The sequence below is a fragment of the Psychroflexus sediminis genome (assembly GCF_900099815.1).
GTDB lineage: Bacteria > Bacteroidota > Bacteroidia > Flavobacteriales > Flavobacteriaceae > Psychroflexus > Psychroflexus sediminis.
Map to the genome: position 1 here is coordinate 206,617 of NZ_FNCW01000003.1, position 26,912 is coordinate 233,528.

The 26,912-nt window shown below is 37.8% G+C and carries 30 protein-coding genes; 16 read left to right on the forward strand and 14 right to left on the reverse strand.

All coding sequences use genetic code 11. The features are described from left to right. Positions 1–239: 239 nt before the first annotated feature. A complete protein-coding gene (locus BLP81_RS03865) occupies positions 240–1,445 on the forward strand; it encodes an NAD(P)-dependent oxidoreductase (protein ID WP_093365935.1) in 1,206 nt (401 codons plus the stop codon). A gap of 60 nt (positions 1,446–1,505) precedes the next feature. On the opposite strand, the gene BLP81_RS03870 is transcribed toward BLP81_RS03865, so the two are convergent. The 5 genes from BLP81_RS03870 to gcvT form a co-directional block, all read right to left on the reverse strand. Further along, on the reverse strand, positions 1,506–2,270 hold the full coding sequence (locus BLP81_RS03870) for an oxygenase MpaB family protein (RefSeq protein WP_093365938.1): 765 nt from the start codon (positions 2,268–2,270) through the stop codon (positions 1,506–1,508). A gap of 26 nt (positions 2,271–2,296) precedes the next feature. After that, positions 2,297–2,920 carry an NAD(P)H-dependent oxidoreductase gene (locus BLP81_RS03875; protein WP_093365940.1) on the reverse strand — a complete coding sequence of 208 codons (624 nt, stop codon included), beginning with the start codon at positions 2,918–2,920 and terminating at the stop codon, positions 2,297–2,299. Between the two features lie 250 nt (positions 2,921–3,170). Beyond that, on the reverse strand, positions 3,171–3,455 hold the full coding sequence (locus tag BLP81_RS03880) for a 4a-hydroxytetrahydrobiopterin dehydratase (RefSeq protein ID WP_093365943.1): 285 nt from the start codon (positions 3,453–3,455) through the stop codon (positions 3,171–3,173). 53 nt (positions 3,456–3,508) lie between these two features. After that, positions 3,509–4,315 (reverse strand): sugar nucleotide-binding protein, encoded by an 807-nt coding sequence (locus BLP81_RS03885; protein WP_245686406.1) that lies wholly within the window; start codon positions 4,313–4,315, stop codon positions 3,509–3,511. A 95-nt stretch (positions 4,316–4,410) separates the two neighbouring features. Then, positions 4,411–5,493 (reverse strand): glycine cleavage system aminomethyltransferase GcvT, encoded by a 1,083-nt coding sequence (gene gcvT, locus BLP81_RS03890; protein ID WP_093365948.1) that lies wholly within the window; start codon positions 5,491–5,493, stop codon positions 4,411–4,413. 174 nt (positions 5,494–5,667) lie between these two features. Between gcvT and BLP81_RS03895 the strand changes: the two genes are divergently transcribed. Then, positions 5,668–6,315, forward strand: coding sequence for a response regulator (locus BLP81_RS03895; protein ID WP_093365952.1), 648 nt, complete (start codon positions 5,668–5,670; stop codon positions 6,313–6,315). Here the strand turns inward: BLP81_RS03895 and BLP81_RS03900 are convergent. Then, positions 6,312–6,965 carry a histidine kinase gene (locus BLP81_RS03900; RefSeq protein WP_143002808.1) on the reverse strand — a complete coding sequence of 218 codons (654 nt, stop codon included), beginning with the start codon at positions 6,963–6,965 and terminating at the stop codon, positions 6,312–6,314. The genes BLP81_RS03895 and BLP81_RS03900 overlap by 4 nt on opposite strands. 29 nt (positions 6,966–6,994) lie before the next feature. Then, positions 6,995–8,419 (reverse strand): S41 family peptidase, encoded by a 1,425-nt coding sequence (locus BLP81_RS03905; protein WP_093365957.1) that lies wholly within the window; start codon positions 8,417–8,419, stop codon positions 6,995–6,997. 98 nt (positions 8,420–8,517) lie between these two features. On the opposite strand from BLP81_RS03905, the gene BLP81_RS03910 reads away from it, so the two are divergent. The 5 genes from BLP81_RS03910 to BLP81_RS03930 all read left to right on the forward strand — a co-directional run bounded on the left by BLP81_RS03910 (position 8,518) and on the right by BLP81_RS03930 (position 10,971). After that, complete coding sequence (locus BLP81_RS03910; RefSeq protein WP_093365959.1) at positions 8,518–9,027, forward strand: RNA polymerase sigma factor; 510 nt, start codon at positions 8,518–8,520, stop codon at positions 9,025–9,027. Further along, positions 9,014–9,445 (forward strand): hypothetical protein, encoded by a 432-nt coding sequence (locus tag BLP81_RS03915; RefSeq protein ID WP_093365961.1) that lies wholly within the window; start codon positions 9,014–9,016, stop codon positions 9,443–9,445. The genes BLP81_RS03910 and BLP81_RS03915 overlap by 14 nt, the downstream gene beginning before the upstream one ends. A 4-nt stretch (positions 9,446–9,449) precedes the next feature. Next, on the forward strand, positions 9,450–9,983 hold the full coding sequence (locus tag BLP81_RS03920; protein WP_093365963.1) for a DUF4252 domain-containing protein: 534 nt from the start codon (positions 9,450–9,452) through the stop codon (positions 9,981–9,983). Positions 9,984–9,985: 2 nt separating this feature from the next. Further along, positions 9,986–10,522 carry a DUF4252 domain-containing protein gene (locus tag BLP81_RS03925; protein WP_093365966.1) on the forward strand — a complete coding sequence of 179 codons (537 nt, stop codon included), beginning with the start codon at positions 9,986–9,988 and terminating at the stop codon, positions 10,520–10,522. Between the two features lie 80 nt (positions 10,523–10,602). Beyond that, positions 10,603–10,971 (forward strand): DoxX family protein, encoded by a 369-nt coding sequence (locus BLP81_RS03930; protein WP_093365969.1) that lies wholly within the window; start codon positions 10,603–10,605, stop codon positions 10,969–10,971. Here the strand turns inward: BLP81_RS03930 and BLP81_RS03935 are convergent. Together BLP81_RS03935 and BLP81_RS03940 are read right to left on the reverse strand one after the other, a co-directional pair. Continuing rightward, complete coding sequence (locus BLP81_RS03935; RefSeq protein WP_093365972.1) at positions 10,968–11,660, reverse strand: hypothetical protein; 693 nt, start codon at positions 11,658–11,660, stop codon at positions 10,968–10,970. The genes BLP81_RS03930 and BLP81_RS03935 overlap by 4 nt on opposite strands. Beyond that, positions 11,657–12,253: an acyl carrier protein phosphodiesterase gene (locus BLP81_RS03940; protein ID WP_093365975.1), complete on the reverse strand. Its 597-nt coding sequence runs from the start codon at positions 12,251–12,253 to the stop codon at positions 11,657–11,659. The genes BLP81_RS03935 and BLP81_RS03940 overlap by 4 nt, the downstream gene beginning before the upstream one ends. A gap of 102 nt (positions 12,254–12,355) precedes the next feature. On the opposite strand from BLP81_RS03940, the gene glmM reads away from it, so the two are divergent. Further along, entirely contained in the window at positions 12,356–13,741 is a 1,386-nt protein-coding gene (gene glmM / locus BLP81_RS03945; RefSeq protein ID WP_093365978.1) for a phosphoglucosamine mutase, read from the forward strand. Positions 13,742–13,856: 115 nt separating this feature from the next. Here glmM and BLP81_RS03950 read toward each other — a convergent pair whose 3' ends face one another. Next, positions 13,857–14,729 (reverse strand): lysophospholipid acyltransferase family protein, encoded by an 873-nt coding sequence (locus tag BLP81_RS03950; RefSeq protein WP_093365980.1) that lies wholly within the window; start codon positions 14,727–14,729, stop codon positions 13,857–13,859. A 56-nt stretch (positions 14,730–14,785) separates the two neighbouring features. Between BLP81_RS03950 and BLP81_RS03955 the strand changes: the two genes are divergently transcribed. The 5 genes from BLP81_RS03955 to BLP81_RS03975 all read left to right on the forward strand — a co-directional run bounded on the left by BLP81_RS03955 (position 14,786) and on the right by BLP81_RS03975 (position 18,444). Next, positions 14,786–15,433, forward strand: a complete 648-nt coding sequence (locus BLP81_RS03955) for a rhomboid family intramembrane serine protease (RefSeq protein WP_093365982.1) — start codon at positions 14,786–14,788, stop codon at positions 15,431–15,433. A gap of 70 nt (positions 15,434–15,503) precedes the next feature. Next, a complete protein-coding gene (locus BLP81_RS03960) occupies positions 15,504–16,058 on the forward strand; it encodes a PASTA domain-containing protein (protein ID WP_093365984.1) in 555 nt (184 codons plus the stop codon). Between the two features lie 40 nt (positions 16,059–16,098). Then, on the forward strand, positions 16,099–17,136 hold the full coding sequence (locus BLP81_RS03965; protein ID WP_093365986.1) for an RluA family pseudouridine synthase: 1,038 nt from the start codon (positions 16,099–16,101) through the stop codon (positions 17,134–17,136). A gap of 87 nt (positions 17,137–17,223) precedes the next feature. Further along, positions 17,224–17,985, forward strand: a complete 762-nt coding sequence (gene yaaA / locus BLP81_RS03970) for a peroxide stress protein YaaA (RefSeq protein WP_093365988.1) — start codon at positions 17,224–17,226, stop codon at positions 17,983–17,985. A gap of 6 nt (positions 17,986–17,991) precedes the next feature. Continuing rightward, positions 17,992–18,444 (forward strand): PH domain-containing protein, encoded by a 453-nt coding sequence (locus BLP81_RS03975; protein WP_093365990.1) that lies wholly within the window; start codon positions 17,992–17,994, stop codon positions 18,442–18,444. On the opposite strand, the gene BLP81_RS03980 is transcribed toward BLP81_RS03975, so the two are convergent. Both BLP81_RS03980 and BLP81_RS03985 read right to left on the reverse strand, forming a co-directional pair. Then, entirely contained in the window at positions 18,429–18,788 is a 360-nt protein-coding gene (locus tag BLP81_RS03980; RefSeq protein WP_093365992.1) for a DUF779 domain-containing protein, read from the reverse strand. The genes BLP81_RS03975 and BLP81_RS03980 overlap by 16 nt on opposite strands. Before the next feature lie 112 nt (positions 18,789–18,900). Then, positions 18,901–20,400: an aldehyde dehydrogenase family protein gene (locus BLP81_RS03985; protein WP_093365994.1), complete on the reverse strand. Its 1,500-nt coding sequence runs from the start codon at positions 20,398–20,400 to the stop codon at positions 18,901–18,903. 119 nt (positions 20,401–20,519) lie between these two features. Between BLP81_RS03985 and BLP81_RS03990 the strand changes: the two genes are divergently transcribed. Then, positions 20,520–21,425, forward strand: coding sequence for an AraC family transcriptional regulator (locus BLP81_RS03990; RefSeq protein ID WP_093365996.1), 906 nt, complete (start codon positions 20,520–20,522; stop codon positions 21,423–21,425). Positions 21,426–21,541: 116 nt separating this feature from the next. After that, positions 21,542–22,957, forward strand: a complete 1,416-nt coding sequence (locus BLP81_RS03995) for an MBL fold metallo-hydrolase (protein WP_093365998.1) — start codon at positions 21,542–21,544, stop codon at positions 22,955–22,957. A gap of 390 nt (positions 22,958–23,347) precedes the next feature. Here the strand turns inward: BLP81_RS03995 and BLP81_RS04000 are convergent, their stop codons facing one another. Further along, complete coding sequence (locus BLP81_RS04000) at positions 23,348–24,037, reverse strand: phosphoadenylyl-sulfate reductase (RefSeq protein ID WP_093366000.1); 690 nt, start codon at positions 24,035–24,037, stop codon at positions 23,348–23,350. 132 nt (positions 24,038–24,169) lie between these two features. On the opposite strand from BLP81_RS04000, the gene ytxJ reads away from it, so the two are divergent. Then, the gene (gene ytxJ / locus BLP81_RS04005) at positions 24,170–24,592 is read left to right on the forward strand and encodes a bacillithiol system redox-active protein YtxJ (protein WP_093366002.1); all 423 of its coding nucleotides are present in this window, start codon (positions 24,170–24,172) and stop codon (positions 24,590–24,592) included. Here the strand turns inward: ytxJ and BLP81_RS04010 are convergent. Then, positions 24,585–26,735 (reverse strand): T9SS type A sorting domain-containing protein, encoded by a 2,151-nt coding sequence (locus BLP81_RS04010; protein WP_093366004.1) that lies wholly within the window; start codon positions 26,733–26,735, stop codon positions 24,585–24,587. The genes ytxJ and BLP81_RS04010 overlap by 8 nt on opposite strands. Positions 26,736–26,912 lie beyond the last annotated feature (177 nt).

Sequence of the window (26,912 nt, forward strand, 5' to 3'; positions counted from 1 at the left end):
AACACTGTTTTGTCCCCAATGCTTTGGGGATCGGGCCTGTCTGCCGACAAAGGCAGGCTATCCGCTGTATCTTCTTGTACTGTATGTAGTACAAGAAGTATGCCACTTCTATCCCTAACGCAGGTCTGTCGTCAACTTAAGGTATCCGAAAATAACCAGGCGTTTCCTTTCCAAAACAGGAATGCAAAAATAGATATTAATCCTATATTTGAAGCTAAATTCATCTTAAAATACCTGATATGAAAATTGGACTTATCAAAGAGCGAAAAACTCCTCCAGACCGCCGCGTTGTGCTTTCCCCGCAAAAAGCGAAAGAAGTCCAAATGCAGTTTGAAGATTTACAGTTTGTCGTAGAGCCTTCAGACATTCGTATCTTTTCAGATGAAGCCTATGCACAACAGAATTTACATTTGGAAAGTGACCTGTCCAACTGTGATGTTTTACTGGGGGTCAAAGAAGTGCCTATAGATTCCCTGATTCCCCATACATCCTATTTCTTTTTTTCACATACCATCAAAAAGCAGCCCTATAACAGAAATTTGCTGAAAGCGATTTTAGATAAAAACATCCAGCTGTATGACCATGAAGTGGTTACGGATAGCCTGGGAAATCGGCTTATTGGTTTTGGCCGCTATGCAGGATTAGTCGGGGCCTACAATGGATTTAGAGCCCTGGGGCTTAGAGACAGGCTTTTCAGTTTATCAAAGGTCGATGACCTCGCGGACCTGGAGGCGGTCAAAAAAGAACTGGATGCTATCCGGGTGCCCAATATCAAAATCTGTCTTTCAGGTTTAGGAAAGGTGGCCAAAGGAGCGAAAGAAATTTTAGATCATCTCAAAATCAGACAGGTTGGTGTAGAAGAGTATCTTTCCGAAACCTTTCAAGAGCCCGTCTATACCATTATCCATGTCCTGGACTACAACAGGAGAAAAGATGGAGAGCCCGGTAAAATATCCGAATTTTTCCTGGATCCTGCACCTTACGAATCGGATTTTATGCGGTTTGCCAAAGTCACCGATTTCTTTATAGCGGGACATTTCTACGGAGATAATGCACCCTATTTATTTACCAGAAAAGATGCCAGGCATCCTGACTTTAAGATTAACCTGGTCGCTGATATCAGCTGCGATATCGATGGTCCGGTGGCTTCCACGCTGAGAGCTTCTACGATTGAAGATCCGTTTTATGGGTACGACCCGCAAACCGAATCTGAAGTCGCCTTTGATGCAAAAAATGCGATTACGGTCATGGCGGTAGACAATCTCCCATGTGAATTGCCGAAAGATGCCAGCGAAGGCTTCGGGCAGATGTTTACAGAACATGTGATTCCCGCTTTTTTCAATGGAGATTTAGATGGAATTCTCGAAAGAGCAAGAATGACCAAAGCCGGGAAATTGACACCAAGATATTCGTATTTACAGGATTTCGTAGAGGGGAAGGAATAATTAATTTCTAAAAAGGGCTCTGCCTGGTCTTTAAATGACCCGGTAGCCGCATTTAAACTTTTAAGCTTCGTGTCTGTCCAGAGATTCAATTTCAGCTTTGTATGCAGAAGGGAGAATTAACAATTTTATAAGCTTGTCTATTTTTAAACCTCTACTGATTTTGTAAACCGGTATGAGGAAGTTTAAAATGGAATGCTTCTTTAATTTTAGATACTCACAAACCAGTGGAGGTGCGATTAGCTTTTGAGCTTCCAGCAAAAGCCGGTAGCGAAATTCACCCAAATGTTTTCGATACTGCTGGTACAGGTCCTTGGTGTAGTTTCCGTAATTTAAGTCTTCGCGAAGATGACTTTGACGATGTTTTACAAATTCTTCAAAATTTTCGGGCAGGTCTTTTATGTTCATGTGTTTCCCAAGTCGGCTAAACACTTCAAAAACCTCTTCTTTTTCAGAAGCCTTAAGTTTACGTTCAAGGATCTCAAAAGATCTGATGGAGTAGTCTATCAGCATAAAAAGGACATCTCTGTAGGCCCACTCTGGAATATTTTTTCCACGTTCGGTTTCCAAAGATCCATGAATGGAATTGATACGATGTATGGCTTTTATAGCAGATTGTTTTTCGGAAAAGACAATTTGGCGCGCATAAGAAACAGTCGAGAATAACCTACCAAGGGGATCGCTGGGTAAGCGACCCGTATAATAAAGCCAGTCTACAGCTTTATTTAGGGCAAACTCTGCGGATGCTCCGGCGAAAACAAATAAAATGGTATCACCTTTTCCCCAGATCTCACGAACAATCGAATCTTGATCTACGAAATATTCCATAATTCAATTTGAAAGTAGCTTATACTTTAATACTCAATAATCGTTTCCTCCTGAGGGCGTCTTACTTTTTTAAAGTCAGCAAACTTATCGTCTTTAGCCCGATAGCCTATGGGAAGAACCAAAGCGGAGGAAACTCCTTTTTCCTTTAAATTCAGAATGTCATCATAAGCTTTGCTTTCAAAACCTTCCATCGGACAGGCATCTATTTTCTCGGCAGCACAAATGGTCAGTAAATTTCCTAAAGCCAGATAGGCCTGATTAATGCCCCAGGCTTTGATGTTTTGATCACTTCTGTTCTTGAAATCTTTAATCAAAAACTCCCGAAAGGGATTGATGATTTCCTCCTTCGCATTTCTTATTTCTTTCTGTAATTCAAAATTATGCTTGATGAATTTTTCATCCACCGTATTTTCTATACATATCACTAAAACATGCGAAGCCGTCTTGACCTGAATTTGATTATAACTGTGCTCAAAAAGCCGGTCTTTAAGCTCCTGATTTTTTATAATGACCAGTCGTAAAGGCTGCAGGCCGTAGGATGTAGGCGTCAAATTAAAAGCTTTTTTTAAAAGTTCAATCCTGCTGGAGTCCACGGTTTTGGAATCGTCAAATTTCTTGGTGGCGTATCTCCATTCTAAAGCATCAATCATATTCAATTCTATTTATTTTGACAAATATAGAATTATGATTCTTCGGATGTTTAACTTCCGAAATAATTAACTCAACTTTTGTTAATGCCAATTTGACTATTAAATGTCGTTAAGAGAGCGAAATTGCTTTTTTCATATATAACGCTGTGAATATTTTTGCATAGCTAGGCTATGGAAATTGTGAACAAGGAAATATATGGAAAAATGAATGAGCTATATAGCGTCATTTGATGGTTAAATTGGTATAAGATTAGGCGGAAATGATTTCTTCAATCTTTTCTGCCAGTTTAAAATCTTTGTCGGTTACTCCATCGGCATCGTGGGTCGATAATGAGATTTCCAGGGTATTATAAACATTATACCATTGCGGATGATGCTGTTGTGCTTCGGCTTCAAAGGCAATTCTGGTCATGCCTGCAAAAGCTTCTTTAAAGTTTTCAAACTCAAGAGTCGTATGGATAGCATTTTCATTGAAGGTCCAGCCTTCCATTTTTTCTAATCTGGATTCGATTTCTGCGTTTTGTAGTGGTTTCATGTCTTTTTTATTTTAAGCTGAATTTACAATTTTGATAGTAGATATATTCAGGTTTATGAAAGTTTTACAGAGTTTTGCACCACTTCATCGATACTGATCTGCAAATTTTTGGGTAAAAGATTGTCTTTTGGGATCACAGCTATATAGCGGTCTTCGTTGGAGTTATAGACGTTTTTAAAAATAGGATTTTCCAGTTCGAGTCCTTTTAAAATCTCATAGACCAGTTCTTTGTGATGAATTAAATCCCTGCTGCCCAGATGATAAACGCCTTCCAATTCTCTATTGATGATATAATGTATTTGCTGGGCAAATTTATCATGAGTAGTGGCATTCATCACGACATTGGGGAAGACCTCAATAGCTTCTTTTAAATCATGCATAATCTTCAGCTCTTTGACTCTCGGTGAATTGTGCCCGTAAATCATCGGTAGTCTGACGATGTTGTAAAGCGGGTTGGGAAGTCTGAGCAAAGCATTTTCAATTTTGATTTTAAATCTTCCATACACACTCTCAGAAAGCGTTTTGTCATATTCGTAGGAGGGGTAGTTGGTAAACACATCGAATACGTTTGCGGATGAGATAAAAATCAATTTCTTCTGAAACTTAATCAGGTAATCTATCATGTCAAAATGCGCATAAGTTTGAGCAGAAAAATCACCCCTGATGGCAGAAATGATTAAATCTGGAGCTAGTTCCTGTAACAAAAGGCTTATGCTTTCGCTTTCTGCATCCCATTGGAACATGCGTTTGTTCTGGGCTAAAACCGCATGATCTCTTGCGTAAGTGCCATACACGTCATAATAAGGAGATAATTCTTTATAAAGAACATTTCCTAAGAAGCCACTGGCACCGAGAATCAATATTTTTTTTGAGTGTTTAATAAGTCTTCTTTTTTCAAAATGAATTGAGCCCTTTCTAAACTAGAAACGGCTCAATACACTAGCTAATTATAGGTTTAAGCTTTGTAAAATGGTGGCTTTACAATAACAGCTTTGACCTGTTTTTTTCTGATTTGGATCAAAATTTCAGTTCCAAATTTGGCATATTCTGTTTTTACATACCCCATGCCAATGGCTTTTTTAAGGCTTGGTGACATGGTCCCGGAAGTCACATGGCCAATGGCTTCACCTTCAGTATTAAGCACATCGTATCCGTGTCTTGGGATACCTTTCTCAATAACTTCAAAGGCGATTAATTTTCTTGATGGGCCTTCTTCTTTTTCTTGCTTTAATGCCTCTGCATTGATGAAATCCTTTGTGAATTTGGTAATCCAGCCCAGTTTAGCTTCAATAGGAGACGTGGTCTCATCGATATCATTGCCATACAGACACATGCCCATTTCCAGTCTTAGGGTGTCGCGGGCAGCCAGTCCGATGGGCTGGATGCCAAAGTCTTTACCTGCTTCAAGAACGGCCGACCAGATTTGTTCAGCATCTTTGTTTTTGAAATAAATTTCAAATCCACCGCTTCCCGTGTAGCCCGTTGCCGAAATGATAACATCCTGGGCACCGGCAAACTCGCCAACTTCAAAGTGATAAAATTTGATTTCAGATAAATCCAAAGGTGAAATGCTTTGCATAGCTTCTACTGCTTTGGGACCTTGAATAGCCAAAAGCGAATACGCATCCGATAAATCGGATAGTTTAGCATCAAATGAATTATGGGAATTGATCCAGTTCCAGTCTTTTTCAATATTGGAAGCATTCACGACCATCATGAATTTTTCAGCATTGAATTTGTAGATGATTAAGTCATCTACAATTCCTCCGGTTTCATTGGGCATACAGGTGTACTGAGCTTGACCATCCACAAGTGTGGATGCATCATTGGTAGTTACTTTTTGAACAAGATTTAAAGCTTCTTTGCCCTCCACAAAAAATTCGCCCATATGGGAGACATCAAATACACCAAGATGCTGGCGAACGGTTTCATGTTCTTCATTAACCCCTGTATAAGAAACGGGCATTTCGTATCCTGCAAAGGGAACCATCTTGGCTCCGAGCTGATGATGAATATGATTAAGTGCTGTTGATTTCATAGTTGTTTTTTTCGTGTGCAAATTTAAGATTAAAATCAAGATTCAGCCCTTTTGGAAGCTTATTTAGTTTCCAGGTAAACCTTATTTAAAGTTTAATCAAGTATTTAAAATAATTTTTGTAGTATTAAGACTACTTTTTTGTAGATTAGCATAAGATTTAACCAATTTTTAATTTTGAAAAAAATCTCTAAAATTATTTTGGCAGATGATCATGATGTTGTAAAACACGGTGTTGAGGCTGTTGTACGTCAGAATTTTGCCAGTCCGGAGATTATAAAAGTATCTTCAACCAATGAGTTAAGAAATCAACTTCTAGCCCATAAGAATGTAGATCTTGTTATTTTGGATATTAAAATGCCTGGTGGGAATACGGTAGATATTGTAAAGGACATAAAAGCCAATTATGCGGATATCAAAATACTGATGTATTCTGCGCACGAAGAACCACAATATGCTGTCAACTTCATAAGAAATGGGGCAGATGGATATCTAAGTAAATCTCAGCCTTTGCAAAAAATTGCTTTAGCTATCAAAGTTTTGGAAAATGGAAAACGCTTCATTGATGAAAGTTTTCAAGAGACTCTTTTTGATAAAAAAGGTGAAAGTGATTTATCTCTCTCCAATTTGCTTTCACATAGAGAATTTCAAATACTTTCATTACTTGCTGACGGAAAATCTAATATAGATATCTCGGAAGAACTCAATTTGCAAAAATCCACGGTTAGCACTTATAAGAAAAGAATCATGCAGAAGCTAAACATCAATACTAATATCGGACTGGTTGATGCGTACAGGACTGATTTTAAAATTACGGCTAGTTAAAGAGAAAGGATCAGATTTAATCTAATGCTTTTATTTTCCCCTTTTGAAATAAGAATTTCCGCTTTCAAATAATTCATCACAGAACTTAAAAGCTCTTTATTAATCATAGTGCTTACTTCTCTTTTTATTCTCAAAACCTCCACTGTACTGTGCTCAAAAAAATCTAATTTGACATTGAGGTCATTTTGGCATTTTTCTATAGCAATGGTATGTATATCTAATTCCAGGTTCCTGATGACTTGCATCAAAGCACTAAACAAATACTTATAAGCGTCCGCATTTTTTTTCAATACTGTTTCATAACGCCCTTGAAGCATTTCAGGATTGAGCTTGATTCCCAACAGGGCTGAACTGAATAGTAAGTTGGTTTTTACAGTAGAAGGTGTTTCAGGAGCTTTCAGCTTTGATTTACTGTGTTCAACTATTTGTTGTGCTTCCTCATTTAGTTTTGAAGTGGAAGACGATATAACTCTTACGGTTTCTTTTAAATCAGGATCAGCATTTGGGTCAATTTGACTTTGTAAGATATCCGTGGAAAGTTTAAGATAATTCAGTGGAGTAGAAATATCGTGAGAAACTTCAGAAAGGAGCATTTTATAGTCGCTTTGAAGTCTGATATATTTCATCAACACATCTACTTTTTCCTCCAAATGCTGAAAGCTTTTCAAATATGCAGAAATCAAAATGAGATGGAATTTGGGCTGACATACATTCTTTGAAAAACCGGAGAATACATCTGGCTTTCACCTATAATAGCTGAAGGCCTGTAACCTGTTTTTTCATCAGAGGATTGTCTTTCAAATTCTGGACTTATTTGTTTAAGGGCAAGATTGAGCAAGGTTTCCTGAGGATCGCCTAAAACACCAAGATTTGAAAAAATTTCACCTTGCTGAAGGTCTGGTTCAAGCCCGTCAAAAAAACCGGTAAAACCCACTTTATTAGCCGTTTTCAAAATTAAAGGCTGTATGGCATAAGTGTGCTCTAAACTTACATTGTTTCTAGTAAAATTAGGGGAATCGTATAGGGTAACGGAACCTTCAAATTTTCCAGCCGTAGTTGTACCTATTTGTATAACTTCTATATAAGGATTTAGAGCATTGATGACCAGTTCACTGGCTGAAGCTGAAGAACTGGTGGTTAAAACATACACTCTGGTAAGGTTTAGGCTGCTAATTGCTTCGCCAGTTGAAATTTCATTATCAAAAATCAAGTTTTCAGTTTCAAAATTTTCATTATAAATCTGTTTTGCGAAGACTTCTCCATTAAACTGTCCCGTGATCATGCTGGATAAATCTTTGGCAGTCTCTATGCTTCCTCCAGAATTATACCTCAGGTCTAAAACCAAGTCAGTTATACCTTCGGCAGAGAAATTTGCGAATACCGTATTGAGTTCTGTGTTGAACGTTGTTCTGAAGTTATTATACATCAGGTAACCCACTTTTTGTCCATTGACATCGATGATTTTTTGCTCATGTATAGGGTTTTCTGTAAGTTGAATTTTAGCCAAACTCACTTCCTGATTCAGGGTCACTAAGTTTCCTTCCTGAAATTCTGCTAGACCAATCGTGTAACTAGCTTGAGACAGAAGTGAATTAAAATCGGTATCCGGAGTGAAAAACACACCATCTATTCTATTGAATATAAATCCTCGCTCAACTCCGGCAACATCTGCAGGAGATCCTGGAACCACATATCTGACGTAACCGAATACGGTTTCAGTATTGGTAAATCTTATCAGGCCAAAAGCCATACCATTGGATAAGGAAATTCCATCCAGATTCTGCTCCAATTCAACAAAGTCGGATACGATAAAACTAAATCTGTCTTGATCTGCGAGCAGGGAATAAAAGAAATTTATCGGAGAATCTATGTTGGAAAGAAAGCTTATATACTCCTGTGTGCTGTCAAACCTATTGTCTGCCAGGTCTGGAGAATCGCTTTTATAGAGATAGAAAATGTTCATGGCTTTCCAAATGAAATCTTTTATCTCTTCCTGGTCTGCGAGTGCATTTATGTTTGTAATATTATCATCAATATCATCCTGACATGACACGAAAACTACAAGGGAAATACTTATAAAAAAGAAAAGTTTTAATTTTTTCATTTAAAATAATTTTTGATAAAAATAATCAAAATTAAAATAGAAAAGAGATCAATGTAACAAATCCTTTCTTGTATCGTCTTCATTAAAACAGGCTACCTATGACTTCTGAATTTTATGCTCAGCACGTTATACCCCTACAAGATAAAATCTTTAGGTTTTCCCGACGTCTCTTATCTTCAGAAGATGCTGCGAAAGATGCTACTCAGGAAGTTTTACTGAAGTTGTGGAGGTTGAGAAAAAAACTTGCAGGCATAAAAAATATTGAAGCTTATGCCATGACAATGACTAAAAATATGTGTTACGATGTTTTGAAGTCTAAACACAGCAAAACCCTGGAACTTGTGCATAGCAATTATTCAGTACAATCTTCCAGCCTTTCTTCAGAAATAGAAGCCAGGGATGAAGTGAGTTTGGTGGCTAAATTTATCAATGAATTACCGGAACAGCAGAGGGCTGTTATACAGCTAAGGGATGTGGAGCAGTTTACGAACAAAGAGATTGAAGAGATTATGGACATGAACTCGACCTCGGTAAGAGTCGCTTTATCGAGAGCAAGAAAAAAAATTATGAGTGAATTAAAAAAAACATCAGCACATGGAATTGGATAAAACTTACGTGGAAAAGCTCCTGAAGCTTTACGAAGAAGGAGAAACTACTCTGGAGCAGGAGAGAGCACTGAAGTCTTATTTTTCGAATGAAAACTATGACTCGGATTTTGAAGCTTACGCCCTTCTTTTTCAGTTTTTTGAAAAAGAATCTACATCTCAAAGTCCTCCTCTTAAAACCAAAGAGAAAAAAACAACTCATCAGTTTTGGATCAATATAGCCGCAAGTATTTGTATTGTTTTAGGCGGGGTGTGGTTTTATAACTTTTATGAAAACCAACAAGAATTAGAAGAAGCAAGACTTGCCTTTGAAACCACTCAAAATGCGCTTAATTATTTATCTATTAATATGAATGAAGGTCTCGAGAAATTGGAATATGTAGAAGTATTCAGCCAGCAAAAAAACAAATTAATAAAATAAAGCTATGAAACAAATTAAATTAATGGGTCTTGTAATGGCCATCGCTATTATGAGTTCAACAGCAGTTGCTCAGGATTTTACCAAGTATGACAATGTGAGAGAAATCACTTCTATAGTGATAAGCAAAAGTATGTTCAAGTTCATGAGTAAATTGGATTTGGACAGTAACGATGAAGATGTAAAAGCCTATTTGGATCTGGTAGAGAACCTCGATGATATTAAAATTTACACGACAGAAAGTATAAAATACGGGCAACAACTTCAATCTGATTTTAATATTTTAAAATCAAAAAGTAATTTAGAAGAGTTGATGAAGGTGAATAGCGAAGGTAAAAATGTAAATTTTTACATCGAACCTGGTAAATCAGATGATTATGTCAACCAGCTTTTGATGTTTATCAATTCGTCTGAAGCCTCAGATCCTCAGTCGGTTTTGATGATAATAAAAGGAAATATTGATTTGAAAAACATTTCCAAATTAACCAGTCAGATGAATATTCCTGGAGGTAAATCCCTGGATAAACTTAAAGATCAATAATCATGAAAAAGATATTTTTAATGACACTTCTAGGTATTTCGCTGCTGGCTTGCAATACAAAGCCAAGCCTTCAGGAATACCTTGTAAAAAAGGAAAATTCAACTGCGTTTATTACAGCCAGTTTACCAACAAGTCTGTTATTTCAAAATCTGGACAGCTTATCTTCCAAAGAGCAGACGAGTCTTCAGAAAATTGAAAAGATCAATTTGTTGGCATTGACAAAGTCAAAAGGCGAACCTATTCTTGAGAAGGAGCGAAGCGAATTAAGAACTATTCTCGATCAGCCTGATTATGAATCTATAATTAATTTCAGCAGTGGCGGTAGAGAAGCCCGGTTAGTCTTTCTTGGGACAGAAGAACAGATAGATGAGCTTATCTTCTTTGGATATGATGCTGAAATGGGTCTATTACTTCTCAGAATGAGAGGAAGTGATGTGAATGTAAATGATATTGTACAAATCTCACAATCTGCACAGCGCCTGGATATGAATTCTTTGCCTGGTGGTTTTGGAGATCTCCTCGGAGATTTGGGTGAATAGATTGATTTTTCACATTAAATTTATGTTAGAGTATCTGCGGGCTTAATTATTTTTAAGATATTTAACAAAAATAATTACTTATGGATACTCTGATTTTAATTTTTAAAGTAGTGATTGCCCTTGGCATTCTAAACGTCTGGTTACTGAGGTTTAACAAGCAAACCGAATGGAGAGGAGCCGGAGCCGGAAACATGAATGAAGAGTTTACCAAATACGGCCTTCCTGTCTGGCTTGTACCCGTGATCGGATTTCTAAAACTCGGATTTGCAACCTTATTGATTATAAGCATTTTTCAGGACGGCTATAATCTTGGCTTTATCGGTGCAGTAGGCATGGGAATCCTTATGATAGGGGCCATTGCCATGCATATAAAAATAAACGATCCGTTAAAACGCTCGTTACCGGCATTTTTAATGCTTGTGATGTCAGCTTTTATCGCCTTTGCTTAACGCGAAGTTTTCAGGTTTGTAATTTCTATAGGAATTCCAAAAACCGATTTTTTAGTGGAAAGTATCATACCAGACTGGGTTTCGACCCAGTCTTTCCATTTAGCTTCAATCCCGCCTACAGGAATAATAGACACCCACATTTCAAAAGCAGTGGGCCTGTAATTTTCATCTACCTTCCATAAGTACGAATCGCCGGGAGTGCTACCGCCAGAAGTAAAGGTAACCAGTAAGCTCTTTTCTCCGTCTTTAGTTACAAGCCGCCTTTCTACATGGTCTTCCATGATTTTGTAGGGTGCAATCAGCCAGTACGAATCGTTGTTGAAATTTTTGATGGAGGTTTGTATGATTTCCGTAGAATCCTGGTCTTTAGAGGAGATGACCTCGCTTTTGTCATAATCCTTTAGGTTTAGTTTTACTTTATAATTATCAGAAGTTACCAGGACATAGTTTTTGTCTTTATGCCATTCATACGAATGCAAGTCTGCAAACGTCCAGCTTATAATTTCGGTGTTTTGGAAAGCTTCGTAATTCAGCTCTTTTAAGATCTGCTGTGCAAACCGATCGGCTTCCGGGCCTTGTTTCCCCTCTGGCAGGTCCTCAGACATGAAAAAGCCAATGAGCGTCACGACTATTATTAAACCTAAAACGCCCAGGCCTATTATTTTTAAGATCTTCAAAAATCGCTTCATATATTCTGGTTTAGTGCTTTGATTTTTAAGTTGCAAAACTTCCGGATATCCTCAAAAAAGCTGGTGAATTCTGAGTCAAATTCAGATTGAAAAGCCAGGTAAATGTCGGCGCCTTTATGCAGTTGGGTGTCATGTTTGGTTTTATGATTCATTTGCCTGAGAATAAGTCTTAAATCGTCTAATTTAGAATAACTCAATAACCAGTTATGTTCGATCATATAAGGAACCACCTTACCTATTTTCTTAGGCAGCAGATGCTGATTGCTCTCCAGTAAAAGGTAGAAATCTTCAGCAAAAACAGGTAGTTCTATATCGGAATATTCCTTCCAGCGTTTAGCCAAAATGTGATCATAAATCATGTCGATCACAACGCTGTTGTAATGTCCAAGTTCATCAAAAAACCGATGGGCCCCTTGAGATACCAAAGGATGGTGATCTGTAAAGTCATCAATAGCCCGATGCAGTAAAATGCCTTTCTGAATCTCCGGTGGGTAGGTCCTGTACGAACTTCCTTTTATTTCATCCGCCATGAAGTTTCCCAGTTTCAGGAATTCATCATCGCCGGAAAGAAATATGTGAGCCAGGTAATTCATTGCTCTAAAATAGTTTATTAAGCAGTTTTAGCAAATTATTTACAGGTAAAATCTTTGGACTTGTATCTTTACACCAGAAAAATTTCTTTTAAATCCTAATTTATGACACTTATTAAATCTATTTCTGGAATTCGAGGCACTATTGGCGGACAAGTTGGAGATAATCTGACACCGCTGGACGTCGTAAAATTCTCGGCCGCTTATGGGCAGTGGATAAAGACCCAGAGAAACAAGGAACACTACAAAGTTGTGGTGGGCCGGGATGCACGAATTTCCGGAAAGATGGTTCAGTCACTGGTGATGCATACGCTATCGGGGATGGGAATTCACGTGGTAGACCTGGACCTTTCCACCACTCCCACGGTTGAAATGGCAGTTAGTCTTGAAAATGCAGACGGAGGTATCATCCTTACGGCCAGTCATAATCCTAAACAATGGAACGCCCTAAAGCTTTTGAATAAAGACGGAGAATTTTTAAATGCCGAAGAAGGACAGCAGATTCTGAATTTTGTAGATCAGGAAAATTTTGAGTTTTCAGAAGTAGACGATTTAGGAGAAATCACCTATCACAATGCTTACATCGATCTTCATATTGAAGAAGTGGTGAATCTGGAACTTGTAGAAGTCGATCAGATAAAAGAAGCCAAAATCAAGGTGGTCGTAGATGCCGTAAACTCAACCGGAGGGATATCTATTCCGCCACTATTGGAAATGCTAGGGGTAGAAGTTGTGAAGCTTTACTGCGAACCTAACGGTGATTTTCCGCATAATCCGGAACCACTGGCCAAACACCTTACCGAATTGTCTAAAAAAGTAAAAGAAGAACATGCAGATTTCGGTATCGCTGTAGATCCGGATGTAGACCGGCTGGCTTTGGTCGATGAAAAGGGTGAAATGTTTGGAGAAGAATATACGCTGGTGAGCATTGCCGATTACGTATTGAGTCGCAAAAAAGGGCCAACGGTCAGCAATTTGTCTTCTTCTCGTGCTCTGCGCGATATCACCGAGAAACACGGGTGTGAGTATTTTGCAAGTGCGGTTGGAGAAGTGAATGTGGTGGCCAAAATGAAAGAAGTGAATGCAGTGATTGGAGGCGAAGGGAACGGTGGAGTCATTTATCCGGAATTGCACTACGGCAGAGACAGCCTGGTGGGAGTGGCTTTGTTTCTAAGCTTGCTTTCAGAACGGCAAATTAAGGTTTCTGAGCTCAGACAAACCTACACCTCCTACTTTATGGCAAAGGAAAAAATTGAACTGACTCCAGGTCTCGATGTGGATGCGCTTTTGAATAAGATACAGGAAAAATATAAAGCGGAAGACATCAAAACCATCGACGGCGTGAAAATCGATTTTGAGAATAACTGGGTGCACCTGAGAAAATCAAATACAGAACCCATCGTCAGGATTTATACAGAAGCTAAAAGTCAGGACGAGGCCGATGCTTTGGCTCAAGACTTTATCGATGAGCTGGAAGAAATGAGTAAATAAGCCTTCAGATGAATAGATTTCTTTAGATAAGCACAGACTCAAGCTCTGTTCCAAAGAACATAAATCAGAACCTAAATAAATCACCTCCAGCAGATAGATTCTCAGGGGGATTTATTTAGGTTTTTCTGTGTTTCCAGCGCTTGTGCGTCCACAGGTAGTAAGCGGGTTCCTCACGAATTTGCTCTTCCAGTAACTTCAGAAAATGATCTGTGATTTCATAGTTTGGAATCGACTTAGGCTCATCGGTGATAAGTTCGAACTGACACTTGTAATAGCCGCGTTTCAGCTTGGAAATTCTGGCATAAACAACGGCATGATCCAGTCTTTTGGCAAGCATTTCGGCGCCTGTATACACAGGAACCTCAACCCCCATAAACTCCTGCCAGTGAAAAGCCTTGTCTTTCTTGGGAGACTGGTCGGATATGAAACCACTCACGGTTAACTCGCCTTTTGCAGTGACTTTGTTTAACACATGAACCGTTTCTTTGGTAGTGATCAGGTAGGTATCGTATTTAGCTCTTATCCGTTTCACTAATCTATCGAAATATTTGTTCTTCAGTTGCTTATAGACCCCATAACCTTTATGATTGATAAAGGTTTGTAAAATGAAAATCCATTCCCAGTTTCCATAATGTCCAAGGATTATAATGGCGCTTTTATTTTTGCGTTCCAAATCTGAAAAAACGGATAAATTTTCAAACTTAAAACGTTTCTCTACTTCTGCTTTGGACATGGAAATCGATTTGATCGACTCAAAGATCATATCGCATAAATGTTTATAAAATTTCTTTGCTATAGCTTCATGCTCCGACTTTGAATAGTCCGGGAATGCGAGTTTTAGATTATCCATAACTACTTTTTTACGATAGGCAAACAGATTATATACCAAAACATAAACCAGGTCTGAAAGGAGATAAATAAGTTGAAAGGGAAGTTTTGAAATCAGCCATAAAAATGGGTAGATTAAAACATAAATCAGTAATTGCATTTAGCCAAATTTTGTGCAAAGATAGGTATATTTGGCCTTTTGAGATTTAAAAAATTATGGGAGGATTAGGTTTTATAGTTATTGCAATTATAGCAGCAAACGTGTTGATGTCTTTTAAGGGATTCAAGGATTCCGAATTTTTTAATCGCTATAAATTTGAGGTCTCCTCTATCAAAGCAGGGGAAAAAATTAGAATATTGAGTTCTGCATTTCTTCATGTACATACCACGCATCTCTTAGTCAATATGCTGACCTTGTATTTTTTTGCTTCCAGTGTGTTGAATTTTCTTGGAACTGGTGGTTTTCTGTTGGTGTATTTTGGAAGTCTGATCCTGGGTAATTTACTATCCCTTCAATTTCATAAAGACGAAAGTAACTATACTGCTGTAGGAGCGAGCGGGGCCGTAGTAGGTGTTTTATATGCGGCTATTTTGCTTCAGCCAGACATGATGCTGGGTTTGTTTTTTATCATACCCATCCCCGCCTATGTGTTTGGGATAGGGTATTTGTTTTACTCGATCTGGGGGATGCGAGCTAGAAGGGATAATGTAGGCCATGATGCTCATTTTGGTGGCGCCATGGGAGGCTATTTTATTACCCTGTTACTTTCACCCTGGGTGCTGCAGGATCATTTGCTGATGGTAATTTTACTCGCTATTCCCATTGTTGTTCTTTTCGTGCTTCAGAAAACAGGCAAACTATAATTTTTTACATTCTGTCCCGTTAATTTTATTCTAGCTTCGGCATAACCTATATTTGTAATTATTTTTGTTTATGAAATTCTTCAAATTTATTTTTAGCAAAATCTTTTTGCTTCAGTTAATTTTAGCAGTCCTGGTTTTAGTGGTTTTAGTCTTTAGTACGCTTAAATATCTGGATATAGCAACCGACCATAATGAAACCGTTTCAGTCCCCGATTTGTCCAAATTTCAACTGGATATCGTCGATAAAAAACTGGAGGAAATGAACTTGAGACGTGAAATTTTAGATTCCGCCAATTTCAATCCAAATTACCCCCCGTACTCTGTTTTGGATCAGGTTCCAAAACCAGGAAAGCAGGTCAAAGAAAATCGTAAAATTTATCTCACACTTAATCCATCCGGTTATATCAATGTGGAGATTCCTGAAAATTTAATCAGAAAGACAAGGCGTCAGGTTGAGCCTACACTGATAGCATTAGGCTTTCAAATCGGTGAAATTATCAAAAAACGAGATATTGCCAAAGGAGCAATACTCGAGTTGAGACACAATGGGGAAACCATAAAAGCTGGAGATAAGCTCCCCAAAACAAGTACTATTGACTTAGTCGTGGGTGATGGAAGCCTGTAGGCTTATTTTTTACCCTTCTGAGTCACAAATTTTAAACAGCATGCAGGAACAAGATAATTTAGAAGATAATGATGATCTATATGAGCATCATAGTTTTACAGCAACCCAGGGTCAAGAGCCACTGCGCGTAGATAAATTTTTAATGAATTTTATAGAAAATGCTACTCGTAATAAAGTTCAGCAAGCTGCTAAAGATGGAAATATCTACGTCAATGGTGTGGCTGTTAAGCAAAACTATAAGGTGAAAGCTGGTGACGAAGTAAAAGTGCTTTTGGCTTATCCTCCTTATGAAAACTTACTCACTCCGGAAGACATTCCTTTGGATATCGCTTATGAAGATGATTCTCTATTAGTGGTCAATAAACCTGCTGGAATGGTAGTGCATCCCGGTCATGGGAATTATTCAGGAACGCTGATCAATGCTTTGATTTATCACTTTGATAATTTACCGAATAATAGCAGCGATCGTCCCGGACTGGTTCATCGAATCGATAAGGATACCAGCGGACTTTTGGTGATTGCCAAAACCGAATCGGCTATGGCTTACCTTACCAATCAATTTTTTCATAAAACCAGCAAGCGAGAATATGTGGCTTTAGTGTGGGGAAACATGGATGATGATGAAGGAACTATCGAAGGCAATATTGGTAGAAATCCTAAAAATCGACTTCAAAACATCGTTTATCTTGGAGATGAAGCCGACCAGGGGAAACCAGCGGTTACCCACTATAAAGTGATTGAGCGTTTAGGCTACGTGACCCTGATCTCTTGTCAGTTGGAAACAGGAAGAACACACCAGATCCGTGTACACCTTAAGCATATCGGTCATACTCTGTTCAACGATGAACGTTATGGTGGTGATAAGATTCTAAAAGGAACTACTTTTACGAAGTATAAACAGTTTGTAGATAATTGTTTTAAAATTCTTCCGCGTCAGGCACTTCATGCCAAAACTTTAGCCTTTGAACATCCGGTGACTAAGGAATGGATGGAATTTGATTCTGAAGTCCCTTCAGATATTTCAGACTGTGTAGAGCGCTGGAGAAATTATGCCAAAAACAGCAAGGATAACATCTAAACAAAGCAATTCTAACAGTCTTATCTTAAATTATTAGTTAACGCGATTTTTTGCCTGCCTAATTTCCTTTATTTTTAAACTAAAAAAATGAAATTAATCGTATCTCCTGCCAAATCACTCAATCAAGAGGATCAACTACCTACAGATCGCTATACCAAGCCGGTTTTTGAAGAAACCGCCGCGCAAATCAATCGTAAACTGGCGAGAATGAGTAAAGACGACATTGCTGAACTCATGAGTATAAGCGATAAGCTCGCGGATCTCAATTATGGACGATATCAGGATTTTGAAGAAAAACATACTCCTGAAAATGCCAGACCCGCTATTTATATGTTCGACGGGGATGTTTATACAGGGATTGATGCCTATTCCATTCCAAAAGATAAGCTAGAAAATCTACAAAATTCACTGCGAATTTTGTCAGGGATGTACGGTGTTCTTCGTCCCTTAGATCTTATTCAGCCTTACAGGCTTGAAATGGGAACAAAATTAGCCATAGAGTCAAATGACAATCTGTATGAGCTTTGGCAGGACAAAGTGACTTCTCAACTCAATTCAGAATTGGAAGCAGATGAACTGCTTATCAATTTAGCAAGTCAGGAGTACTTCAAAGCTGTCAATTCTAAAAAGCTGCATGCTGAAATCATTTCTCCCGTGTTTAAAGATTTTAAAAATGGGACATTGAAAATCATCAGTTTTTATGCTAAAAAAGCCCGAGGACTTATGGTAAGGTATATCATAGACCATGAGGTTAAAACCCTTGAAGGTATTAAAGGATTTAATTATGAAGACTATCACTTTTCTGAAGAACATACAGAGAAAGAAAGTGAGCCCGTCTTTATCAGATAAGTGAAGATGAAATTCAAAAGTCGTATAGACAAAACCTTTATTTTTATTTTTTGTTTATTATCACTTCTTTTTGGCATATTGATTAGCCAGAATTTGCTGATGATGAATTTTTCAGAAACTTATGTCTTTGTTTTGGCTACTATTGTTGCTTCGCTTTGGTTACTGGTGATTTGGATTTTTTTGGATACGAGTTATAAAATAACCGATCGGAAGGTCAGTTACAGAAGCGGGCCTTTTTATGGAAATATCCCTCTGGAGCAAATCAAAAAAGTTATGCTAGATAAAACCTCATGGAAAGGTAAAAAGATCGCTTTAGCTAAAAAAGGTTTAGTCCTCATCTACAATGGGGATAAAGAAATTTATTTTGCACCAAAAACCAATGATTCCTTTGTTGAATATCTAAAAAAAGTCACTTCTGATATTGTCATTGAGCAAAATCAGTTTCATTCGTTAAAATAAAGCTCTTCCTCTTTTGTAAGCAGTCTGGATTTAATCAAGAACCGGTAACCTTCTGGAATTTCCAAAGAAAAACTAGAACCACGGCCTTGAGTTACATCTACCGTAAGATGAGTATGTTTCCAATAGTCAAACTGAGCTTCATTCATATAAAATTTCACTCCGCCAATCTCTCCCATAAGAATATCAGATTCATCCAGATAAAAATCCTCTTCAGGCAGCAGCATAGGTGAAGAGCCATCGCAACAACCTCCACTTTGATGAAAAATGACTTTTCCATGTTTAGCTTTCAAGTCTTGTAAAAGTTTTTCTGCTCTTTTAGTGATATCTACTCGGGTATACACCATGTGAAATTGGTTTAAAAGTTGAAATCAAACCTCTTAACTTCTAAATTACCACAATCTAATTCTGGGTAACCTAAAAACTTAAGATGTATGATATTGCGGTTTTTAATCAGGTCTAAAAGAAACCAAGTTTGTTTCTGTCATAAGAAATCAGCATGTTTTTGGTTTGACGATAGTGGTTGAGCATCATCAAGTGATTTTCTCGGCCAAAACCAGATTTCTTGTAACCGCCAAAGGGTGCATGTGCTGGGTAATCATGGTAACAATTGACCCAAACTCTACCCGCTTTTATGGCTCTGGGTATTTGATAAAGTTGGTGAGCATCTCGAGTCCATACACCGGCCCCAAGTCCGTAAAGTGTGTCGTTAGCAATTTCTATAGCTTCAGCTTCATCCTTGAATTTACAAACGGCAAGGACAGGTCCGAAAATCTCTTCCTGGAACACTCTCATCTTGTTATGGCCTTCCAGAATTGTAGGCTGAATGTAAAAGCCATCCGCATATTCACCGCTTGCTTTGAAAGCTTCTCCACCACAAAGCACCTTTGCCCCCTCATCTTTACCAATGTTCATATAGGACAGTATTTTTTCATACTGGTCGTTGGAAGCCTGAGCTCCTATTTGAGTATTGGGGTCGAAGGGATCTCCCTGGATGATAGCTTTGGTGCGTTTTACAACACGATCCATAAACTTGTCGTAAATATCTTCTTGAACCAATAGTCGAGAAGGGCAGGTACAAACTTCCCCTTGATTGAAGGCAAACAAAACGGCTCCCTCAATACATTTATCCAAAAACTCATCGTCCTGATCCATGACCGAATTGAAGAATATATTGGGTGATTTTCCCCCTAACTCCATGGTCACGGGATTTAGATTTTTGGAAGCATATTGCATAATCATTTGTCCGGTTGTCGTTTCTCCTGTGAAAGCCACTTTATTCACCTTGGAACTTGAGGCTAAAGGTTTTCCTGCTTCAGGACCAAAACCGTGAATTACATTCAAAACCCCTGGAGGGAGTAAATGGCCTATTTTTTCCATGAGAAATGTTGCTGAACTCGGGGTTTGTTCGGCTGGTTTTAAAACCACGCAATTTCCAGAGGCTAGGGCAGGAGCTACTTTCCAGGCAAGCATAAGCATTGGGAAATTCCAGGGAATGATTTGCGCGACTACACCAAGAGGTTCTTTTATGATGAGAGAAAGAGTGTTTTCATTCAGTTCTGTTGCACTTCCTTCTTCAGCTCTTATTACTGAAGCAAAATATCTAAAATGATCTACAGCAAGGGGAATATCTGCATTTACAGTTTCTCTGATGGCTTTACCATTGTCATAGGTATCTATGGCCGCAAACTCATCGAGGTTGTCCTGAATCACGTCTGCGATCTTTTGCAAAATAGAGGATCTGTGAGCTGCAGAAGTATTTCCCCAGGCTTCTTTTGCCGCATTGGCAGCATCTACTGCATTCTCTACATCTTCTTTTTGAGATCGGGGGTATTTGGCAATCAATTGATTATTGGTAGGTGACGTATTTTCAAAATATTGCCCACCGATAGGATCTATGAACTCTCCATTGATATAGTTGCCGTACTTTTCCTTGAATTTTGGCTTTGTGTAATTCATAATATTATGTATTTAGAAATTAGAATTAGTTAAAATTAGTCTATAATAATTGTTTATTGTATAATAATCCTATTTTTAAATATCATTATCCTCTTTTGTTTAAGACTTTATAAAAGCTCATGTTACAATCCCGTCAAAGCCCAAGAAAAATTGAAACCCTAGTCGAAAACAGAAGGGTATACTCTGCTGATTTCGCCGAGATGAATATTTATGAAACCCGTAAAAAGGCGGATCAGGTTTACCTGGAGTTTGATTTTCCCATCATAGCCAGTATGATTTCGGGTAAGAAAATTATGCATTTAGAAAACAAAGCTACTTTTGATTTTCTTCCTGGTGAATCTGTTGTTTTACCAGCCAAGAAGAAAATGATTATTGACTTTCCAGAGGCCACAATAGATTCTCCGACGCTATGTATGGCTCTCGGTATAGATTCTCAAAAAATTCAGGAAACGATTGAAGCCTATCAAAATGCCACTGAAATTGAAGATCATTTTGTGATGAGTTCTAATCTTAATTTGTCCCCCCTCCACCTCAATAACAATATGCAGGTGCAACAACTTATTGACAGACTCTTACAAACGTTTACAAGCGGTCATAAATCCAAAGATGCATTGCTAGATCTCATGATAAAAGAACTGATTTTACGTTTATTGCAAACCAACGCACGAGCTGCATTACTCGATGAAACTTCCTGCCTGTTTGATAATAATAGAATGGCTTTTGTTTTAAAATATATACGTGAGAATTATAGAGAAGATATAAGCGTTGAGAATTTAGCTGATAAAGCCTGTATGAGTTCCTCTCATTTTTATAAGACTTTTAAAAACACACTTGGAGAAACCCCGATAGAGTATTTGAATCGAGAACGCTTAAAACAAGCCAAAAAGCTTATCAGAACTTCATCTTCCAAACTCTCTGAAATTGCCTTTTCATGCGGTTTCAATAGTTCCAGTTATTTCAATACGCAATTCAAAAAACAGGAAGGAATGACTCCCAGTCAATTTAGAAAATCATTTTTTGATTAAGCTTCAAAAACTGATATTTATCATATAATCCTGATTTTTAGTCGGTTTTGTAACTTTAGTATCTTTCCCGGTTTCATGTTCATCTTAATTTAGCTTCATACTTAAAAAAACAAATTATGAAAGTTGAACAGATTTATACAGGATGTATTGCTCACGCAGCTTATTATGTTGAAAGTAATGGCGAGGCAGCTATTTTTGACCCCCTTAGAGAAGTCCAGCCTTATATAGACCAGGCCAATCAGGACCAGGCTCAAATCAAGTATGTGTTTGAAACTCATTTTCACGCTGATTTTGTGAGTGGTCATTTGGATTTAGCCAAAAAGACTGGAGCCGATATCGTTTACGGACCTACCGCTAAGCCCAATTTTGAGGCACTTATTGCTAAAGACTCTCAAGAATTTAAAGTCGGAGATTATACAATTAGGGCTATGCATACGCCAGGGCATACCATGGAATCCACAACCTATTTGCTGATAGATGAAAATGGAAAACCACATGGAATTATTACCGGAGACACTTTATTTATTGGAGATGTAGGTCGACCAGATCTTGCTCAGCACGTTATTGCCGACCTAACTGAAGAAAAGCTTGCGGCACATTTATACGATTCCCTTCGAAATAAAATCATGCCTTTGCCAGATGATTTGATCGTGTATCCCAACCATGGGGCGGGGAGTGCCTGCGGTAAAATGATGAGTCAGGAAACTACAGATACCCTGGGAAACCAGAAAAAAACAAATTATGCTTTGCGTCCGGACATGACCAAAGATGAATTTATCAACGAACTTCTTGATGGCTTAGCGCCACCTCCTGGTTATTTCCCGAAAAATGTATTGATGAATATTCAAGGTTACGAAAGTATTGATGACATCATAGCGAGAGGAGAACAGCCTTTAGAGCCCAATGCTTTCGAAGCCGCAGCGAATGAAAGCAGGGCATTGATTCTTGACACCCGAGAAGCTAAGGATTTTCACAAAGCATTTATACCAAATAGTGTAAATATTGGATTGGACAATAACTTTGCCCAGTGGGTAGGAGAACTCATACCGGATATTAAGCAACAAATTCTTCTCGTTACAGATCCAGGAAAAGAGGAAGAAAGTATTATTCGTTTGGCCAGAGTTGGTTATGATCATGCAATTGGTTATTTGAAAGGTGGAATGGAGGCTTGGCAAGCATCTGGAAGAGAAATAGATTCAATAGACAGGATAAGTGTAAAGGAACTGGAAGATAGATTAAAGACCAATTCAGCTAAGGTATTTGATGTGCGCAAGAAAAGTGAATATCAATCTCAGCATCTTAAAAATGCAGAAAACACACCTTTAAATGAATTGAACAAGTATTTAGCTGAATTTCCAAAAACTGAATTCATCATCTATTGTGAAGGTGGCTACAGAAGTATGATTGCAGCCTCAATCTTGAAACAACGCGGAATTGATAAGGTGGTGGATGTGATTGGAGGTTTTGAAGAAATCTTAGAGCATGAAGCTATTCCAATAACCAATTACGTTTGTCCAACAACTTTGCTATAAGCAAAAGTTCCAAATTTTAAAAAGCGGTCTCAGAACTTTATTCCTGTTAGCCTCTGCTGGTTTCAGAGTCTTTTACAGTAGTATACTAAGATTCTGAAAATAAACCTGCCTGCTGTGTGCAGTTAGGCAGGTTCAGAATGATAATTGGATTTATTTTTTGAGACCGCTTTATTAATAATGATAACGGCGTAGGCTGTTCCAGTATTTTAAGCGTGTAGTTTTGAGTTCTAATTTGTGGGCTCTTGATACTGGTTTTCTGCTGGAGTCCAATGCGTTGTTTTCTACTGTAGTTTCCATGAGTATTCGTTTTAAAGATTAATATCTATTATATAGACGAATGAAAACTGAATTTGTTACAGTACTATGTAAAACAAAGTAGTATTTTTAAAATTATAGATGTAAGCCACATTCGGTTTTGGGGTTATTATTCCAGCGTCCGCTTCTGTCATCGCCTGGAACAGTGCAGTGTTTGCAGCCTATAGAATGATAGCCTTTGCTCACCAGAGGGTGAAATGGCAGATGATGTTTTCTAATAAAATCATCTCTTTCTTCTTTAGTGACGTCCAGAAGGGGATAAAATTTTAAGATTTCTCCGCGTTGTTCAAAAATATTCAATGTATTTCTATGGTCACTTTGCCATTCCATAAGACCGGAAACCCAGACGGTGTATTTATTTTTGATGACCTCCAGAGGTTTAACCTTATTGATGGAACAGCAAAAATCTGGATTTTTAGACCAGGTTTTATCCTTGGTGGTGAACTCATGCTCATGAGAAAGCGCGCTAACCGATTTTACATTCAAATGATAGGTTTGACTCAGTTGTTTCTTATAGTCCAAAGTTTCTTCAAAGTGGTATCCCGTATCTATAAAGTATATGACCTGATCCGTATTCACTTCTGAAAATAGTTTTAGTAAAAAAGCAGAGGTAGCAGCAAATGAACTGGTTACCATAACTTCAGATTGATCAAAATCTTCGTACAAAGTTTTAATACGATCAACAATGCTCAGGGATTTGTATTTTTTATTGAGTAGATGTATTTCTTTATCGGAAACACTTCTCTTTTCTGCAATTTCACTCATTCTATCTCTAGATATTTTAACTTTGCGAATATAAGTAACTGATTAGTTTTAGACTTTATGTTTTAAGGATAACTTCAGAGCTTACTTCATGGCTGAAAGCAGCTAGCAGCAAATTTATAAATTAGAACTATTATGGGATTTTTTGATCAACTATTTAATGTTAAGCCAACTCAAACTGCAGATAAGTCAAAAGCATCTGAATTTACCTGGCGGACTTTAGATGAGCTTTCCCAATTGGATGCGTTGGAAAAGCTATCGGAAGAAAAACTGGTGGTTATTTTCAAACATTCTGTTTCCTGTGGAATCAGCCATATGGTTTGGCATCAGTTCCAAAATGAGATAGATTTCAATAACGATAATATAGAGATGCTTTATTTGGATCTCTTGTCACATAGAGATGTGTCTAACGAAATCACAAGACGTTTCCAGGTCTTGCATCAGTCTCCCCAAATATTAGTTATTAGAAATGGAAAGGTTTTGCACCATGCTTCCCATTCTGCCATAAGGCTATCAGATATTAGAAAATTCTTACCTCCATCCAATGAAGTTACTTAATAATCAACTTTTTCGTACGGCTTTGTGTGCTGTTTGAAAGTTTAACAAGGTAAAGGCCAGTAGAAAGCGAACTCACGTTGAGTTTTACTTCTGAATTGGATACACGCTCACTGGCAACTTTCATTTTTTGACCAAGCATAGAAAAGACTTCAACGGCTGATTCTTCGCTAGTCATGGGATCATGCCTTAAGTAAACTAATCCACGAGATGATGGATTAGGATATAATTCAAAAACCTCAGATTCAACGCTATTTTGAGTACTTAAAGTGACTGGTTCGAATCTTAGTTCAAATCTATCCGATGAACTCGATTCTGCTATTGATTTATCTACAGTGAAGTCAATATTATTTCCTCCATTTTCGAGTATAATCATACGGTCTAAATAATTGTCCTTCAAAAAGACCTCATAGCCTTCAATATCAGATAGCTCAATAAGCATGGTGTACTCCTGGGTAGTGTAATTTCCAATCCAAAACTTAAGTTGTTCTCCAACATCTGGATATTGTCTTTTTTCTATAGCTAAGTAATTAGCATTATTGGACACAATACTGAATGCTTCTTCGTTATTCCATACTTTGGTAGCATCATACTGATTGACTTCGTTGGCATAGTTTTCACTGAATTTGAAACGAACTCCATCAACAACTTGGTTGTCCTGTTTTCTGGCAAGTGTAAGATCAATTTTACCAATTTGCTCAGGAATACTGAAAACCTGGTTGGATACTGTATTTTTAGTTTTGAATTCTTCCTTAAAAATTAAAGTAGGAGGAGTCTGCTCACTCGCAGAATTTGCTGTTTCAATAAATACAGATTGATTGGGTTGAATAAACCGAAAGTTTTTTTGAGTAGTGGAAGTAAAATCTTTCCCGGCAGGAATATATTCCACTGGATTTGTATCCAAATCTACAGTCACATAGCCCCCTCGGGTCTGAAGAGCTGGAGACCAGGCATAATAGAAATTTCGTTTCAGGTGAGATGAACTTTTCTGCAGGGTTTTCTTAATATCTACTTGAGCTTGATAAGGGTTTCCAACCAAAGAAAAACCGGCTGGAGTTTTATTCAGTTGGTCTGAGAGATCCACATTACCGACAACAAGTTCTCCTAAACTGCGTAAAGTAGTAGAGCCTTCGTAAGCTGAGTTACTAGTGTAAATGTTTGTGCTTCGGTCACCTCTTACCAATAAGCTGTAAGCTTTTCCAGCTTTCAGCAGTGTTTGGTCGGTATTGGCAATTGCTTCCCAGTTTCCAGAACTGGAATTCCAGCTAAATAAAGAAGGATTCCCGGTAAGCGATGCATCAAAACCATTGTTGCCTTGTAGGTTTCCGGTAATATGAGTACCGTAACCTGGGTTTGGGTTTTTATTCGAATTATAATTATTGACGGTATTATTTACACCTTCTTGCCAGTTGTCCTGTATTGATGCTGCAGAATTCAATGAAGAACTCAGGTACCTGAATGCTCTATTGGATTTTGATAAATAACGCTCAACTCTTATTGCACCTATAATCCTATTAGAGCCAGCTACCTCTCTTAATATGGCAGTATTTACTGAATCTGACTTGAAAGTAATCAGATTTTCTTCCGGAGTAGTTCCTGAGTGATTGGTAATCAAATTTCCGTTAAGCAATTCAATATTTCGAAATACATCTAAATTCCCCTGAATTAATTCCACATCGTTTTGATTGTTAATGCTGAGAGAACCGATTTCGGTCCGATTCATGAAGTCAATGACCTGTCGTTCAATACCAGTAAAAGCAATTTCGCCTTGCTTCGAAAAAACTAAGGGCCTATTGTTTTTTGTGGTGAGTGAGTTGTCAAGTAAATTTAAAATACCAAAGTTGTGAATAGTTTTATCACCTTTAAAATCAATTCTATCTATATTCAGCTTAACACCTTCACCGACGCAAAGGCTTACATTTTTTCCAAGAACCTCATTCACTAAATTATACTCAAAGTTACCAGTAAAACAAACTGTTTTATCCTCAGTACCTTTTCCAGAATTACCTTGACTACTTGGTATGTTTTGATTTTCATTATCAATCACAAAATCACACTCACAGTCAGCTTGTAAATTTTGAGCATACAAATCTGAACTGAACGGATGTAAAGCCATTAACACAATTGCAAGCACTAAAATTCTCATATCTGAATTTTTTTGCAAAACTAAGGTTGAGAATAGATTAGCTTATTTTGTACTTGCCTTAACTATTGAATTATTGCTATTTTATAGTTAAAGTTTTATAAACATATAATCGGAAAGCTTTTGATAGCAGGATCTAAGCTTCTATATCGATTGCGTTACTTTTTACTTCTTGGAATG

Excerpts from the sequence above, each read along its gene's own strand:
- BLP81_RS03865 (WP_093365935.1), top strand. The coding sequence starts at position 240 with ATGAAAATTGGACTTATCAAAGAGCGAAAAACTCCTCCAGACCGCCGC.
- BLP81_RS03870 (WP_093365938.1), bottom strand. The coding sequence starts at position 2,270 with ATGGAATATTTCGTAGATCAAGATTCGATTGTTCGTGAGATCTGGGGA.
- BLP81_RS03875 (WP_093365940.1), bottom strand. The coding sequence starts at position 2,920 with ATGATTGATGCTTTAGAATGGAGATACGCCACCAAGAAATTTGACGAT.
- BLP81_RS03880 (WP_093365943.1), bottom strand. The coding sequence starts at position 3,455 with ATGAAACCACTACAAAACGCAGAAATCGAATCCAGATTAGAAAAAATG.
- gcvT (WP_093365948.1), bottom strand. The coding sequence starts at position 5,493 with ATGAAATCAACAGCACTTAATCATATTCATCATCAGCTCGGAGCCAAG.
- BLP81_RS03905 (WP_093365957.1), bottom strand. The coding sequence starts at position 8,419 with ATGAAAAAATTAAAACTTTTCTTTTTTATAAGTATTTCCCTTGTAGTT.
- BLP81_RS03910 (WP_093365959.1), top strand. The coding sequence starts at position 8,518 with ATGACTTCTGAATTTTATGCTCAGCACGTTATACCCCTACAAGATAAA.
- BLP81_RS03915 (WP_093365961.1), top strand. The coding sequence starts at position 9,014 with ATGGAATTGGATAAAACTTACGTGGAAAAGCTCCTGAAGCTTTACGAA.
- BLP81_RS03920 (WP_093365963.1), top strand. The coding sequence starts at position 9,450 with ATGAAACAAATTAAATTAATGGGTCTTGTAATGGCCATCGCTATTATG.
- BLP81_RS03925 (WP_093365966.1), top strand. The coding sequence starts at position 9,986 with ATGAAAAAGATATTTTTAATGACACTTCTAGGTATTTCGCTGCTGGCT.
- BLP81_RS03930 (WP_093365969.1), top strand. The coding sequence starts at position 10,603 with ATGGATACTCTGATTTTAATTTTTAAAGTAGTGATTGCCCTTGGCATT.
- BLP81_RS03935 (WP_093365972.1), bottom strand. The coding sequence starts at position 11,660 with ATGAAGCGATTTTTGAAGATCTTAAAAATAATAGGCCTGGGCGTTTTA.
- BLP81_RS03940 (WP_093365975.1), bottom strand. The coding sequence starts at position 12,253 with ATGAATTACCTGGCTCACATATTTCTTTCCGGCGATGATGAATTCCTG.
- glmM (WP_093365978.1), top strand. The coding sequence starts at position 12,356 with ATGACACTTATTAAATCTATTTCTGGAATTCGAGGCACTATTGGCGGA.
- BLP81_RS03950 (WP_093365980.1), bottom strand. The coding sequence starts at position 14,729 with ATGCAATTACTGATTTATGTTTTAATCTACCCATTTTTATGGCTGATT.
- BLP81_RS03955 (WP_093365982.1), top strand. The coding sequence starts at position 14,786 with ATGGGAGGATTAGGTTTTATAGTTATTGCAATTATAGCAGCAAACGTG.
- BLP81_RS03960 (WP_093365984.1), top strand. The coding sequence starts at position 15,504 with ATGAAATTCTTCAAATTTATTTTTAGCAAAATCTTTTTGCTTCAGTTA.
- BLP81_RS03965 (WP_093365986.1), top strand. The coding sequence starts at position 16,099 with ATGCAGGAACAAGATAATTTAGAAGATAATGATGATCTATATGAGCAT.
- yaaA (WP_093365988.1), top strand. The coding sequence starts at position 17,224 with ATGAAATTAATCGTATCTCCTGCCAAATCACTCAATCAAGAGGATCAA.
- BLP81_RS03975 (WP_093365990.1), top strand. The coding sequence starts at position 17,992 with ATGAAATTCAAAAGTCGTATAGACAAAACCTTTATTTTTATTTTTTGT.
- BLP81_RS03980 (WP_093365992.1), bottom strand. The coding sequence starts at position 18,788 with ATGGTGTATACCCGAGTAGATATCACTAAAAGAGCAGAAAAACTTTTA.
- BLP81_RS03985 (WP_093365994.1), bottom strand. The coding sequence starts at position 20,400 with ATGAATTACACAAAGCCAAAATTCAAGGAAAAGTACGGCAACTATATC.
- BLP81_RS03990 (WP_093365996.1), top strand. The coding sequence starts at position 20,520 with ATGTTACAATCCCGTCAAAGCCCAAGAAAAATTGAAACCCTAGTCGAA.
- BLP81_RS03995 (WP_093365998.1), top strand. The coding sequence starts at position 21,542 with ATGAAAGTTGAACAGATTTATACAGGATGTATTGCTCACGCAGCTTAT.
- BLP81_RS04000 (WP_093366000.1), bottom strand. The coding sequence starts at position 24,037 with ATGAGTGAAATTGCAGAAAAGAGAAGTGTTTCCGATAAAGAAATACAT.
- ytxJ (WP_093366002.1), top strand. The coding sequence starts at position 24,170 with ATGGGATTTTTTGATCAACTATTTAATGTTAAGCCAACTCAAACTGCA.
- BLP81_RS04010 (WP_093366004.1), bottom strand. The coding sequence starts at position 26,735 with ATGAGAATTTTAGTGCTTGCAATTGTGTTAATGGCTTTACATCCGTTC.